17 protein-coding genes are annotated in these 13,251 nt (G+C 36.1%); 10 read left to right on the top strand and 7 right to left on the bottom strand.

Annotation, left to right across the window (positions count from 1 at the left end):
- Nucleotides 1–323: 323 nt before the first annotated feature.
- Both JOC86_RS24250 and JOC86_RS24245 read right to left on the bottom strand, forming a co-directional pair.
- A complete protein-coding gene (locus JOC86_RS24250) occupies nt 324–572 on the bottom strand; it encodes a DUF2584 family protein (protein ID WP_205176218.1) in 249 nt (82 codons plus the stop codon).
- A 39-nt stretch (nt 573–611) separates the two neighbouring features.
- Nucleotides 612–1,397, bottom strand: coding sequence for an alpha/beta hydrolase family protein (locus JOC86_RS24245; protein ID WP_205176216.1), 786 nt, complete (start codon nt 1,395–1,397; stop codon nt 612–614).
- Nucleotides 1,398–1,602: 205 nt separating this feature from the next.
- Here JOC86_RS24245 and JOC86_RS24240 point away from each other — a divergent pair, with 205 nt between their 5' ends.
- From JOC86_RS24240 to JOC86_RS24230, 3 genes are all read left to right on the top strand, one after another.
- Nucleotides 1,603–2,607, top strand: a complete 1,005-nt coding sequence (locus tag JOC86_RS24240; protein ID WP_205176214.1) for an ABC transporter substrate-binding protein — start codon at nt 1,603–1,605, stop codon at nt 2,605–2,607.
- A 282-nt stretch (nt 2,608–2,889) separates the two neighbouring features.
- A complete protein-coding gene (locus JOC86_RS24235; RefSeq protein WP_205176212.1) occupies nt 2,890–3,669 on the top strand; it encodes an ABC transporter ATP-binding protein in 780 nt (259 codons plus the stop codon).
- Nucleotides 3,659–4,450: an ABC transporter permease gene (locus JOC86_RS24230; protein WP_205176210.1), complete on the top strand. Its 792-nt coding sequence runs from the start codon at nt 3,659–3,661 to the stop codon at nt 4,448–4,450. The genes JOC86_RS24235 and JOC86_RS24230 overlap by 11 nt, the downstream gene beginning before the upstream one ends.
- Before the next feature lie 22 nt (nt 4,451–4,472).
- Here JOC86_RS24230 and ytkD read toward each other — a convergent pair whose 3' ends face one another.
- A complete protein-coding gene (gene ytkD, locus JOC86_RS24225) occupies nt 4,473–4,982 on the bottom strand; it encodes an RNA deprotection pyrophosphohydrolase (protein ID WP_275583433.1) in 510 nt (169 codons plus the stop codon).
- A gap of 142 nt (nt 4,983–5,124) precedes the next feature.
- Between ytkD and JOC86_RS24220 the strand changes: the two genes are divergently transcribed.
- Nucleotides 5,125–6,015 (top strand): DUF6612 family protein, encoded by an 891-nt coding sequence (locus JOC86_RS24220; RefSeq protein ID WP_205176208.1) that lies wholly within the window; start codon nt 5,125–5,127, stop codon nt 6,013–6,015.
- A 61-nt stretch (nt 6,016–6,076) separates the two neighbouring features.
- Here JOC86_RS24220 and JOC86_RS24215 read toward each other — a convergent pair whose 3' ends face one another.
- Entirely contained in the window at nt 6,077–6,415 is a 339-nt protein-coding gene (locus tag JOC86_RS24215) for a hydrolase (RefSeq protein WP_205176206.1), read from the bottom strand.
- 61 nt (nt 6,416–6,476) lie between these two features.
- Complete coding sequence (locus tag JOC86_RS24210; protein WP_205176204.1) at nt 6,477–6,875, bottom strand: phage holin family protein; 399 nt, start codon at nt 6,873–6,875, stop codon at nt 6,477–6,479.
- Nucleotides 6,876–7,036: 161 nt separating this feature from the next.
- Between JOC86_RS24210 and JOC86_RS24205 the strand changes: the two genes are divergently transcribed.
- Nucleotides 7,037–7,285 (top strand): DUF6154 family protein, encoded by a 249-nt coding sequence (locus JOC86_RS24205; RefSeq protein WP_205176203.1) that lies wholly within the window; start codon nt 7,037–7,039, stop codon nt 7,283–7,285.
- Between the two features lie 108 nt (nt 7,286–7,393).
- A complete protein-coding gene (ytzI, locus tag JOC86_RS24200; protein ID WP_205176201.1) occupies nt 7,394–7,594 on the top strand; it encodes a YtzI protein in 201 nt (66 codons plus the stop codon).
- Nucleotides 7,595–7,716: 122 nt separating this feature from the next.
- On the opposite strand, the gene JOC86_RS24195 is transcribed toward ytzI, so the two are convergent.
- Both JOC86_RS24195 and JOC86_RS24190 read right to left on the bottom strand, forming a co-directional pair.
- A complete protein-coding gene (locus JOC86_RS24195; protein ID WP_205176199.1) occupies nt 7,717–7,887 on the bottom strand; it encodes a hypothetical protein in 171 nt (56 codons plus the stop codon).
- A gap of 272 nt (nt 7,888–8,159) precedes the next feature.
- Nucleotides 8,160–8,633 (bottom strand): S-ribosylhomocysteine lyase, encoded by a 474-nt coding sequence (locus tag JOC86_RS24190; protein ID WP_205176197.1) that lies wholly within the window; start codon nt 8,631–8,633, stop codon nt 8,160–8,162.
- A 196-nt stretch (nt 8,634–8,829) separates the two neighbouring features.
- Between JOC86_RS24190 and yidD the strand changes: the two genes are divergently transcribed.
- The 4 genes from yidD (at nt 8,830) to JOC86_RS24170 (ending at nt 13,247) form a co-directional block, all read left to right on the top strand.
- Nucleotides 8,830–9,069: a membrane protein insertion efficiency factor YidD gene (gene yidD, locus JOC86_RS24185; RefSeq protein WP_205176195.1), complete on the top strand. Its 240-nt coding sequence runs from the start codon at nt 8,830–8,832 to the stop codon at nt 9,067–9,069.
- 231 nt (nt 9,070–9,300) lie between these two features.
- Nucleotides 9,301–10,236 (top strand): metal ABC transporter solute-binding protein, Zn/Mn family, encoded by a 936-nt coding sequence (locus tag JOC86_RS24180; protein WP_205176193.1) that lies wholly within the window; start codon nt 9,301–9,303, stop codon nt 10,234–10,236.
- 552 nt (nt 10,237–10,788) lie between these two features.
- The gene (locus JOC86_RS24175) at nt 10,789–12,141 is read left to right on the top strand and encodes a cytochrome ubiquinol oxidase subunit I (RefSeq protein WP_205176185.1); all 1,353 of its coding nucleotides are present in this window, start codon (nt 10,789–10,791) and stop codon (nt 12,139–12,141) included.
- Nucleotides 12,142–12,218: 77 nt separating this feature from the next.
- A complete protein-coding gene (locus JOC86_RS24170; RefSeq protein WP_205176183.1) occupies nt 12,219–13,247 on the top strand; it encodes a cytochrome d ubiquinol oxidase subunit II in 1,029 nt (342 codons plus the stop codon).
- Nucleotides 13,248–13,251 lie beyond the last annotated feature (4 nt).

Raw genomic sequence — 13,251 nt, 5'->3', positions numbered from 1 at the left:
GGCAAAAAGTGAAGAAGGAATTGCCCCAAAATGAGAAACTAAGAAAAATCGAGCTTACCGAAGCTGGTGTTAGGAATTAGGGGGTCAAACCGAAAAATAAGGGTAAATACACAAGATTTCAAATTTATGCATATGTTAATATGTTGGGGATCAAATAAAAACTTATCATTACGATATTACCAATAAAAAGACTGTCCTAAAACCAATAAGTCTGGAACCATAACTATAGATTGAATTCTCGGGTGGATCTTCTATCTGTGATGGTTCCAGCTCCCTTTTTGGACATTCTCTTTTTCTAAATTCTGCATTGAGCAGCGTGAAGGTTAATTAGTTGATTTCAATGAAACTAATTCATATGTAAGATGGGTTACTTTATCTTCCCAACGTAATTGTTTGATCATTCCAGTTCCTATTATTTCCCCGCCTTTAGTTTTGCGGACTTCAATCGGAATTTCCATAGGATATAATCGATATCCCTCTTTCACTAATGTGTATACATTCTCTCCTTCTTGTGCTCTTGATTCGTTATTTTTTGTTACAATCATGGTGTTTAATTCTAGACCCATTCCCACTTAGACATTCTCCAATCATTTTTCTTATATTTTAGCATGCTATATCTGATTCTTCATCCATTGACATACCATTGTTACGATTTCTCGATTGATTTCAGGTGGAAAGTAGTGTGTAAACTCTTTAAAATAGTGGGATTCGACCGTTTTCCCTAATGTTTTTAAGCGTTTTTCTAATCTATAAGCGTGATCCACTGAAACATTTGAATCTTTTTCACCATGAATAATTAAAACGGGTGCATTTAGGACATCAAGATGGTAAAGTGGTGTTCTCCATTCAAAGCGTTCAGGAAACTTTTTTGGTGATCCTCCAATGACCCTTTTCATCATCCTTCTTAAATCATTTCTTTCATAATAGGTGAGAATCATATCGGAAACACCTCCCCAAACAACAACTGAAATTGTTTCAGGGTAATGGATTGCCGTTAATAAAGCCATTACTCCCCCTCTAGAAAAACCAAATACATGAATTCTTTTATTTTTCACTCGGGGATGTGATCGTATAAGTTCAAATCCTGAAAAGGCATCGATTCGATCATCACCTGCAAAATCCTCATTTCCTTCGCCTCCTTGATTCCCTCGATAAAAAGGAGCGAAAACAATAAATCCTTCGTATGCAAATTGAGCAATACGGGCTGGCCTGACCATACCTACATTTTTTATTCCACCCCGTAAATATAAAAAACCGTCATAAACACCAGGTCTTCTTGGTTCTGCCAGCATCCCTTTCACTTTTAAACCATCTGAAAGATAGGTTACAAGTGATAATTTTACATGGGGATTTGGAGAAGGAAAATCGTACTTGTCAACGATCAAATCTTTTTCCATCGTCTCTTCCTTTCGATAACTCTTTCAATAGCAACTATTTTTACTCATTCCAGATGCTGAAAGAAGAGCATCATTTCCTTTCGACCAAAGTTATTGAAAGCCGTTTTCTAGAAATAGGCATTCACACATTTTTTATCGTCTACATACGATATTTTAGCAAATAATATCGATTCATATGCGATCTAGGAGTTAAGGAGGGTTTTATATGAAAGTGTGGGTTAAATATAGTGTTTCACTATTTCTGGTTGTCATACTTACTGTTGGATTATGGGGTTGCACACAAAAAGAAGAAGCCGTTGAAAAGGTACGCATTGCGGAGGTCACTCGTTCTATATTTTATGCTCCCCAATATGTTGCTATTGAAAAAGGTTTCTTTAAAGAGGAAGGCTTGGAAATCGAACTTACTACAACATGGGGTGGAGACAAAACGATGACAACTCTACTCTCAGATGGTGCAGATGTTGCATTAGTTGGTTCAGAAACATCCATCTATGTTCATGCACAAGGCTCCGATGATCCTGTCATCAACTTTGCTCAGCTCACACAAACTGATGGAACATTCTTGGTAGCTAGGGAGAAAGTGGAGGACTTTCAGTGGGAACAATTGAAGGATTCTACATTCCTTGGACAGCGTAAAGGTGGAATGCCTCAAATGGTAGGGGAATTTGTCTTAAAACAGCATGGAATTGATCCACATAACGATTTGAATCTGATTCAAAATGTTGACTTCGCCAATATACCAAATGCCTTTGCATCAGGAACTGGCGATTATGTTCAACTCTTTGAACCTACAGCATCCATCTTTGAAAAGGAAGGTAAAGGACATATTATTGCATCATTTGGTACTGAATCCGGTCATGTCCCGTACACAACATTTATGTCCAAAGATAGTTATATGAAAGAAAATAAAGATACAATGGAAAAATTCACGAAAGCTCTTTATAAAGCACAACAATGGGTACAAGAAAACAATGCAGAAGAAATCGCGAAAGTCATTGAACCTTATTTCGAAGATACTGAACTCGACATTATTGAAACGGTTATTGATCGCTATAAAAGTCAAGGATCATTTGCTACAGATCCAATACTAGATGAAGAAGAGTGGAATAACCTACAAACGATTATGGATGAAGCCAGAGAGTTACCAAAGGAAATCGATCATAGTACGTTAGTTAATACATCGATTGCCGAAAAAATAATTGGTAATTAGTTTCCTTTCAGGATGATTTCATTGACCAGTTTTGCCTTATTCCTCTCACTCAAGAGAAATAGGACGATACTTCATGAATCATCCTTTCTTTCGTCATTTTTACAGGCTCTTCCCTAAACTTTGTTTATTTTGATAATTATTACCATCTTAAATAATTTAATATTTATTTCTTTGACGAAAAGATGCCCCGAATCCTTAATCATTTACGGGCTTCTATTCTTGTTTGAAAAACAACAATCTATGCGAAAACAGCCTTTTTAAAAGAGAGGAGTCTTAGAAATCATGAGCTTTTTAGAAATAAGAGAGATTTCACATACTTACTTTACTCCACAGGACGCTACTACCGCGTTAGAAGATATTTCCTTTGACGTCAAAGAAGGAGAATTCATTTCTTTTCTTGGCCCAAGTGGGTGTGGAAAAACGACCTTACTCTCCATTATTGCTGGCCTATTCAAACCTACCGCTGGAGAAATTCTCATACAAGGTCAACCTCAAAAATCGAAGAAGCAAATAACTGGCTATATGCTACAACAAGATTACTTATTTCCTTGGAAGACGATTGAAGAAAATATTTTGCTTGGTTTAAAGATTCTTAAACAATTAACAGCTAAGAAACAGCAACAAACGATCAAGCTATTACATGATATCGGATTAAAAGGTGTGGAAAAACAGTTACCTTCACAATTGTCAGGAGGAATGAGACAAAGGGCCGCACTCGTAAGAACATTGGCCGTCGATCCAAAGCTTCTTTTGCTTGATGAACCCTTTTCTGCATTAGATTTTCAAACGAAACTAAAATTAGAGGATCTTGTTTTTCAGACATTAAAATCGTTTGGAAAAACAGCTGTTCTCGTCACACATGACATTGGAGAAGCAATTGCCATGAGTGATCGAATTATATTATTTTCCGCGAATCCAGGACGTATCCACCAAATCTTAAATGTACCAGATGAATTAAGATCCTTAAATCCTTTTGAAGCAAGAAATCATCCCCTATACTCGCAATTGTTTCAACAGCTATGGAAGGAGTTTGAAAAATTTGAAACCCAAAATGAATACTAAACTTCTTCATCAACAGTTTTTAGATGGAATTAAAAAAGAAAAGAAGCTTGTGCGATTTTACCAAATCATTATTTTCATTGCTTTTTTTAGCCTTTGGGAAGTGGCTAGTAGGGCAAAATGGATCGATCCTTTAATCTTTAGTTCCCCCTCAAAAATATGGAATCTTTTGTTCGAGAAATTAGGAGACGGAAGTTTACTAATGAATTTAAGTGTAACACTAGGTGAAACGGTAGCTGGGTTTATTCTTGGTACACTCCTTGGTACAGTACTAGCCGCTATACTGTGGTGGTCTCCCTTTCTTTCAAAAGTTTTAGACCCCTATCTTGTGATTTTAAATGCCATGCCGAAGGTCGCCTTAGGTCCCATTTTAATTGTCGCTTTAGGACCGGGACTTACATCCATTATTGCTATGGGGACGATTATTTCTGTCATTATCACGACGATCGTAGTTTATACTTCTTTTCGCGAAGTAGACCAAAACTATTTAAAGGTCATGAGTACCTTTGGAGCAACTAGGTCACAAAAATTTAAAGAAGCCATTTTGCCTGCATCCTTTCCAACCATCATCTCTACGTTAAAGGTCAATGTTGGTTTATCTTGGGTCGGGGTCATTGTAGGAGAGTTTCTCGTTTCTGCAAAAGGATTAGGCTATATGATTATCTATGGATTCCAAGTGTTTAACTTTACATTAGTACTTCTCTCTCTTCTCGTCATTGCTATATTTGCCACCATTATGTATAAGGTTGTCGAGTTTATTGAGAGTAAACTTATAAAAGAATAATCAGGAATGACCAAAAAATTGGTCATTCCTGATTTGTTTTTACTACGCTTTTATCAAATAGGTAATCTATTGCTTGTTTCACTACTTCATCTTTCATAATAAAACTAAAGGCTGAATCGTTCTGAACATGGCGAATTTCACCATTAAATAAAACAGGTCCTTCCGTTTCTAAATAATCACTTTTTCTTTCTATCGATTCAATATCAGCAAAGTAAATCGTTTTAACAAAAGGAACTTCATCCATGACTTGATATTGTCCAATATAAAAAAGCTTTGAAACAATCCCTCCTGTTTCTTCAAATACTTCTCTTTTCGCAGCCTCTTCTAACGACTCACCGTCCTCCCGCTTACCTCCTGGAAATTCTAAACCTCTGCTCTTATGTTTCGTTAACAGCCACTGATCTTGCCATCTCGTTATAATGAAAACATGCTTGGATTTTTCCGGAAATACATTCTTTTCAAAGCTAAGATTAACCAATAATCCATTTTTATCAATGAAGTTTATCAAGTCTAAACACCATCCCTTAAGCAAATCATGTTTCCATTATACATATAGGCTCATTTAAATTTCACTTATCAACCATCCTAGGTCATTAGTCTCGATTTATATCATTTTGAAACTTTTAACAAATCGGTACGTAAATAAAGTGAATAATCAATTAGGGAGTGTTGGTATGAAAAAATCTTGGTCCATTCTTCTTTCATTTATTTTGGTAGTATTTCTTGCTGCATGTAACCAAACAGCAGATCCAGTAAATGAAGAAGGAAATAAAGAAAATGCAAATGAATCTAAAAAGAGTACAGAAGAAAGTAAAAGTAACCTTACTTTAGAAGAAGTGTTCGAAAAAACGAATAAAGCTTCTCAAGAAATCACTAGTCTCAAATCTAATATGACGTTAAATCAAACGATGACAATGCCTGGTGAAGAAGGAGAAATGAAAATCAATTCTGATGTTACATCGAGCATCGTAATGGAACCACTCGCTCTTCATCAAACGATGAAAATGACGATGGAGGGTGATGCAGCAGAAGCTCCAATGCAAGATATGACAATGGATAGCTACTTAACAAAAGATGGATTTTACATGAAAGATTCTTCTCAAAATAAATGGATGAAAATGCCGAAAGAACTTTCTGATCAAATTGTTCAAATGTCAAATGCACAGACAGATCCTTCTAAGCAATTAAAAGATCTACAACAGTTTATGGAGGATTTTAAATTTGAACAAGATGACAAGCATTTTATCCTTAAACTGACTGCAAATGGCGAGAAGTTTCAGGATTTCTTACAAAAACAAATGAAAGAAATCATGCCTGAGATGCTTCCAGAAGAAGCTATGAATAATATGAGCTATGATGAAGTTAAATATGAAATCTATATAGATAAAGAAACTTTTTACACAACGAAGTTAAACTCCACCGTTAATATGACGATTAAGGTGGAAGAAGGAAAAGAAATGAAAACACAAACTGAAATGAGTGGAACATATAGTGATTATAATGAAATTGAAGCCATCACAGTTCCTAAAGAAGTAGTAGAAACAGCCGAAGAAGTATCTTTATAATATCAACATACTAAGCAGGGTTGACCAATATGGCCAACCCTGTTTGTAAGATTACTTTTAACTACAAATGATCTTTTGGACCATCTGGATTTAAAATACCCATGCTTTCAATATGTTGTTTGGCATCATCGTCACCAAGCTCATGAATCATTTTATATGCTTTTCTCAGGTTATCATCATAATCATCATTCTCACGATCATAATGGTATTGAACATAAGGAACATGTGCACGGTAAAAGCCTTGCCAATCAGTAGAATGATTATTGTCAAAGATCTCTCTCATTGCTGTTATTTCTTCATCTGTAGCCTCAATCTTAAAGTTCCAAGGTGAATCTGTTGAACTTCTTGATATTTCACCTGTAGCCATTTGAATATAATAAGTGTTTTTTATTTCGCTCATACCTGCAACCCCTTTTGATTACTTACCTATCTTTTTCCACAAAAGAAGATTTCTTATACACTTATTTTCCTTTAGGCAAATGGTTTTTTAAAGACTTTATAGCTTGTCTAATGAAATCCGGAATGGGTACTCCTGCTCTCCCTGCATTCTCAATGATCGATAAAAACTCATTGGAAATATAAAAAATAATCGTTGCATCCCGAATAAAATGCTGATTTCCAAGTATAGTATCAATAAGGTGGGCAACAGCAACTAGACTAAAAATAAGAACTTTACGACCGATTCCTTTTAAACCGGCCTTACTAGACAATTTCCCTTGAATACCACTGGCAATCAGACCTGTGAAATAATCAACTATAACAGCAATGACTAAAATACTTAATAGCGATGTAATGCCGCCAAATAAACTAGAGGTGAGAGACGCAAGAATCGAACCGAAAGGGATAACGAATTTAGTCAAAATTTTTTCCTCCTACTAAAAATGGGGATTAACGTCCTATCAGAAGGGTAAGTAAAAAAATATAAATGTTGTCCTACTTAAGCCATAATATGAAAAACAAAGCGTATTGTTCATAGCAACACAGAAAATATATAAATATAACTATATGGAGGTGTAAAAAAATGAAATTAGTTGAAGAACTCTATGAAATTTATCGTGGGAGAATTAGAGGAACTGATGAAGACCTTGATATGATTGCTTTAAGCATCCTAGAAGAAACGACACGAGATGAATTAATGGCGATTATAGAGGAGATGGACACCGATGAATTACACTACTTTATCCGGCTATACATATTTGAGACCTTGAAGGAAAAACTGACTTCCGATGAAAGATCGATTATATCTTCTGGTGATAAAAACATACACTAATATATAGATGCCTAAGAATAGAGTCAGAATTCATTTCTCTTCTCCATTTAAAGGTTTGACCAAAACCTTTGAAGAAGTGATAATAAACTTTGAGAGGAGGGGTTTATGATGGCATTTACGATCTCTTTAATTGTATCAATCGTAATCGTGTTCATTGTGTTAATCCTGGCTGTCGTCACGACCTCTAAAGCCTACACGGTTAAACACAAAGTCGACCCTATTGAAAACAACCCCCATTTAAAAAGGGATGAAAATAGCACTGGGAATCCTCTAGTAAAAGAGGACGAAAGCCCAGAGGACGACAAATAAGAAAAGCGAAGCGCCTCGAACAGGTCTGACAAGCAAATGAGCCCCAAAGGAGAAGATGCCTTCCCTTTGGGGTTTGGCTTATGTCTCGAGGAGATAGGCGTTGGACTTAGATAAACCATACATCATTTGATGTCTATTACCAGCATTAGGTCTGTTTCACGTCTCCTTTCGGCTTTTTTCATGTAGTCACTTTTTCTTCTTGGCAATTTCATGGCTTCTTCCGGCTCTTTTTTGCCGTCATTTTTTCTTCTTCGTAATTTCACGGCTTCTTCCGGCTCTTTTTTTGCTATCATCTTTCCTTTCGCAGCTTTTCATGACAACATTCAATTCTTTTAATGTGCCCATTTTTTCTTTTTCAGCTTTTCAATACTCCCCCCTCTATTGATACTCCTGTTGCTCAATCTCAGGGCTTTCAAAACCATTTCTCAACCGCTACAAAATAAGAATCGTAGCAATAAAAAATACACAGAAGCTTCCTGATATGAAAACTCCTGTGCATTGAATGGATATTATATTGTTGCCACTTTAATGTTAACCCATTATATTAGGAAAAACCTTTGTTTTCCTATGCAAAAACCTGCTTCAAGTCTTCTTTGCTCTGACTTAACCAGTAACGCATAAATCGTTTGGCACCCTCTAAATCATGTAGCTTCGCTTGACCACATTGCTTTTCATTTGCAGCAGGAATTTCAGTAATTTCGACTGCTTCTTTCATCGTATTATTCAGAAGATCAATAATTTCCTCCACTTCTGGAGTACCGCTTACGACAAGATAATATCCTGTTTGGCAGCCCATTGGAGAAATATCAATAATATCAAAATGATCATACTCCTCCGCATATTTACGAATCGTAAAAGCAAGTAGATGTTCTAATGTGTGAATTGAATCTGGTTTCATTGCTTGCTTGTTTGGTTGGCAAAAACGGATGTCATACTTATTTACAACTCCATCGCTACCTATATGATGAACTCCACAATGTCTAACGTAAGGAGCTTTAACTGCATTATGATCTAATTCAAAGCTTTCAACTGAAGGCATTAAAAATCACTCCTAAAAAGTATTATATTTATAGTATACATCAAATCCCGAGTTATTTCATCAAATTAATATGAATAATGATTTCTACAGTGTTTATTTATATATTTATACCTTCTAAATACTTAAGCGAAACCATTTGCACAATAAAAATCGTACATGCTATATTGAATTTATATTATTTAGGGAGGCTACAGCTATGAAAAAGGTATTTTTGCTTATTATTCGTTTTTATCAAGTCGTTATTTCCCCAATAAAGCCTCCAACTTGCAGATTTTATCCAACATGTTCTCATTATGGTATGGAAGCCATCAAGCGCTATGGAGCTCTTAAAGGTGGATGGCTTACAATAAAAAGAATAAGTAAATGCCACCCTTTTCATCCTGGTGGGATTGATCACGTCCCAGAAAAATCATCATCTAGAAACCCAGATTCATGACGGTGCTTCACTCGATAATGGCGACGTTAATATTGCTATAGACCTCGAAGGAATATGTTGATTCGATCAAAGCTTCTTTTCCCTACCATTTCTTCGGCTTCATCTTTTCAGATTCTGAATCGTTTTATTCATTCTTGATTTTATTCTTCATAGATAGTAAAATATCCTTTGTTCTTTCAAATCGTAATGATTACATTTTCAAATAGATTGATAGTTTAGGGGTTGCTAATATTGAAAATTATTAAAGGGCTTTTTATTATCGCTACAATATTACTATTGGCTGCATGTACCGATAATCAGGATAAAAATAATGATGAATCCTTTACCGTTTATACAACGGTTTATCCACTTGAGGACTTTGCTAAAAAAATCGGTGGTGACCATGTTGATGTCCATTCCATCTATCCACCTGGAGCAGATGAACACACATTTGAACCCTCACAGAAGGATATGATGGACTTAGCAGATGCAGACCTCTTTCTTTATATTGGTCTTGGTCTTGAAGGATTTGTCAACAAAGCTGAAGACATTCTTAAAAACGAAAATGTTACAATGATAGCCACTGCAGAAGGATTGGCTCTTGAGGAAGAAAGTCATGTGCATGAGAATGATCATTCAGAGGAGGCCCACCATCATGATCTTGATCCACATGTATGGCTTGACCCCATTTATTCTAAGGAATTGGCACATAAAGTATATGAAGAACTTGCAGAAAAACTTCCTAAGCATAAGGAAGAATTAAAGAAAAACTACAATCAACTCGTAGCGGATTTAGATCAATTAGATCAGCAGTTTAAAAAAGTTGTAGAAAACGCGGAACGAAATGAGATTTTCGTTTCCCATGCTGCCTATAGCTATTGGGAAAAACGATATGGCATTAAGCAAACTTCGATAGCAGGAATATCATCTTCTGATGAGCCATCTCAACAAGAATTAAAGGATCTGATTGACTCAGCAAAACAAAAAGATGTACAGTATATCCTTTTTGAACAAAATATTTCATCACGTTTAACTGAAGTAGTCCAAAAGGAAATCGGTGCAGAAGCACTTCCCCTTCATAACCTATCTGTACGGACTGAGGAAGAAGTGAAAGAAGAAAAAGATTATTTTGACTTAATGAATGAAAATATTGAAACATTAACTAAGGCGTTAAATAGTAAAGAATAGTTATAGATATGAGAAGAGCTGTCTGATAAGTAAGTTTTAATACTATCAGACAGCTCTTTTTTGTTTTCCTTACAGAATTCATACGGGGAATCATTCTAGCTCTCTCTATACATAAGGAGAATCATCATTTTCCTTAACTTGAATGTGGTAATGCACAACTTTTTGATTTTATGCACGAGAATGATTAGGAAGCGCACGAGAATCTAAATTTATGCACAAAATGACAAGAGAAATGCATGAGATTTAAAATATATGCACATGTTAAATCAAAATTATTGTTCTGATATTTCTTATAAAATATACGGTTATCCTAAAACACTGTATACTAAAACAGCCTTATATCAACATTAATCATCATCCTGTATCTTCACGATTCCTATTTTTCAAATAAAAACCCCATATGTATGTTTACATTGATTCTTCTCTTATCAATCAAGATTCACCCTTTTCAAGCTTCCATGTTATGTATTTGTGACCTTTACTCTTTTTGAATAAACTCTTCCAGTTTGTGGACAATAAGGAAATGTAATGAATAGGTAAAGGAGCATTAAAATGGATGATTTAGTACTTGCACGCTCTTTGTTCGGGACAACAATGGCTTTCCATATTATATTCGCCACATTAGGCGTCGGTATTCCATTAATGATTTTGGCAGGAGAAATTCTTTATCAAAAAACAAAAGATCAGGATTATGCCATCATGGCAAAAAGATGGACAAAAACGTTTGCAGTGCTCCTTGGTGTAGGTATTCCGACCGGGACCATTGCAGGAGTTCAGCTTTCCTTGCTTTGGCCTGGCTTTATGGAGGTTGTAGGACGGGTAATGGCTTTACCTTTTCAAATTGAAATCTATGCATTTTTCATTGAGGCATTGTTTATGTCCATCTATGTTTATGCTGCAAACCGAATCGCTCCTTGGATGAGAATCGTAAGCTTAATCCTTGTTGCTATTGGTGGCCTGGCATCTGCAGTTCTTATAACGAATGTTCATGCCTTTGAAGGAACACCTGCTGGCTTCAGAATGGTAAATGGGGAAATCACAGATGTTGACCCATGGAAAGCTTTCTTTAATCCAAGCTTTTTTGTTACTGCAGGTCATGTTGCTCTCTCGGCTTATGTGGTAGGATCATTCGCTATTGCCTCAGTTGCTGCCTTTAAAATGCTAAAAAACCCTTATGGTAGTAGACTCTATCAATTTCATAAAAAGGCACTAATGCTCAGCCTGATCATTGGAGGAGTATTTGCGTTTTTCACAGCCATGAATGGACATGAATCAGCTCAAATGTTGCATGAATACCAACCAGAAAAGCTGGCTGCTGCTGAAGGACTGTTTGAAACCCAATCATATGCACCGCTTACCATTGGAGGATACACAGACCGTGAAACACAGGAGGTTAAATGGGGGATTGAAATTCCTTGGGCTTTAAGTTTTCTTTCTGGTAATAGCTTCGATACAGAAGTGATCGGATTAAATGATTTCCCTGAAGAGTACTGGCCGCCTTTGTTTGTTCACACTCTTTTTAATGGCATGGTCGGAATTGGTTCATTATTGATTCTGTTGTCTCTCTTTTCATTTATTTGGAATAGGTTTTTGAAGAAAGATCAATTTCCTAAATGGTTATTGTGGCTGTTTGTTGCAAGTGGTCCGCTTGCAGTCCTTGCGATTGAATTTGGATGGATTTTTGCCTGTACAGGTCGTCAGCCATGGACAATATACCGCATTCTTAGTACCGAAGACTCAGTCACAGCTTCTGGAAATATCGGTATATTATTTATTCTATTTGTGTGTATCTATGTTGTTTTAGCTGTGTCTGTCGTTTTAGTTTTACTATACTACTTTAAACGAAACCCTGTAGAAAAGGATTTAACAAAAGCGAAAAATCCAGAGATTCCTCTCTATCCATAATGCTTTTTTCGTTAATGCTTATCCATTCATGAGCAGGAGAGATTCCTGTCCATGAGCTATTCATAGGAGGTAAAAGTGTGACAGATGTATTAATTGCTATTTCCGTTCTTTGGGGATTTGTGTTTATTTATGCGATTATGGCTACGATGGACTTCGGAGCTGGTTTTTGGTCAATGGTTTATTTAAATCGAACAAAAACGAAAGCAACGAACATTGCCAACCGATACTTATCCCCTACCTGGGAGGTTACCAATACATTTATTGTTGCGATTGTTGTTGCTGTTTATAGTTTTTTTCCAGGAGCTGCTTACTCACTTGGAACGGTGCTATTAATACCCGGAAGCGTCATTCTTTTACTTTTGGCCATCCGTAGTGCATTCCTTGTGTTTTCCCATGTAGCAGACGACTATTATAAAATCTTGACCTACATTTCTGGAATCTCTGGACTCATTATTCCAGGTGTCTTAATTAGTGTTCTTCCAATCTCTCACGGTGAGTTTGTAGATTTTAAGGATGGACAAACCCTGTTACTTGGAAAATTGTTCACAAGCCCACATGAATATGCTTTTATTGCCTTTGCGATTAGCTCTACTCTATTCTTGTCATCATTATTATTAGCAGATTATTCAAAAGCATCAAATGAGCTCGAAGCTTATCGCGTCTATCGTCGAGACGCCATGATTACTGGACCGATCTCATTATTAACAGCATTTCTGATCATGTGGACGATGAAAGCAGAAGCTTTTTGGCTATATAGTAACATGCTACAGGATGTTGTATTATTATTGATTTCACTAAGTGGTTTTATTGTAGCTGGGATTTCGCTCTATCTACCAAAAGATAAAAATGGAATAAAAGGAATGCCGCGAATAGCGGTCATCGCCGTCACAATTCAGTACATGATAGCTAGTTATGTGTATGGCAAAGCTCATTTACCCTATATTATCTTTCCAGAAGTTACAATTCAGTCTGGGTTTACAGACCCCGCTTCCTTTAAAGCCGTTTTCATCACCTATATCGTCGGATTTGCTATTCTATTTCCTGGTTTTGTTTACTTTTGGAGTCTATTTATGAACGATAAACGCTACCTTCGTCAGAAAACGTAATTAA

The sequence above is a fragment of the Rossellomorea pakistanensis genome (genome assembly GCF_016908495.1).
Taxonomy (GTDB): Bacteria; Bacillota; Bacilli; order Bacillales; family Bacillaceae_B; genus Rossellomorea; species Rossellomorea pakistanensis.
This window is presented reverse-complemented; position numbering and strand designations above follow the sequence as displayed.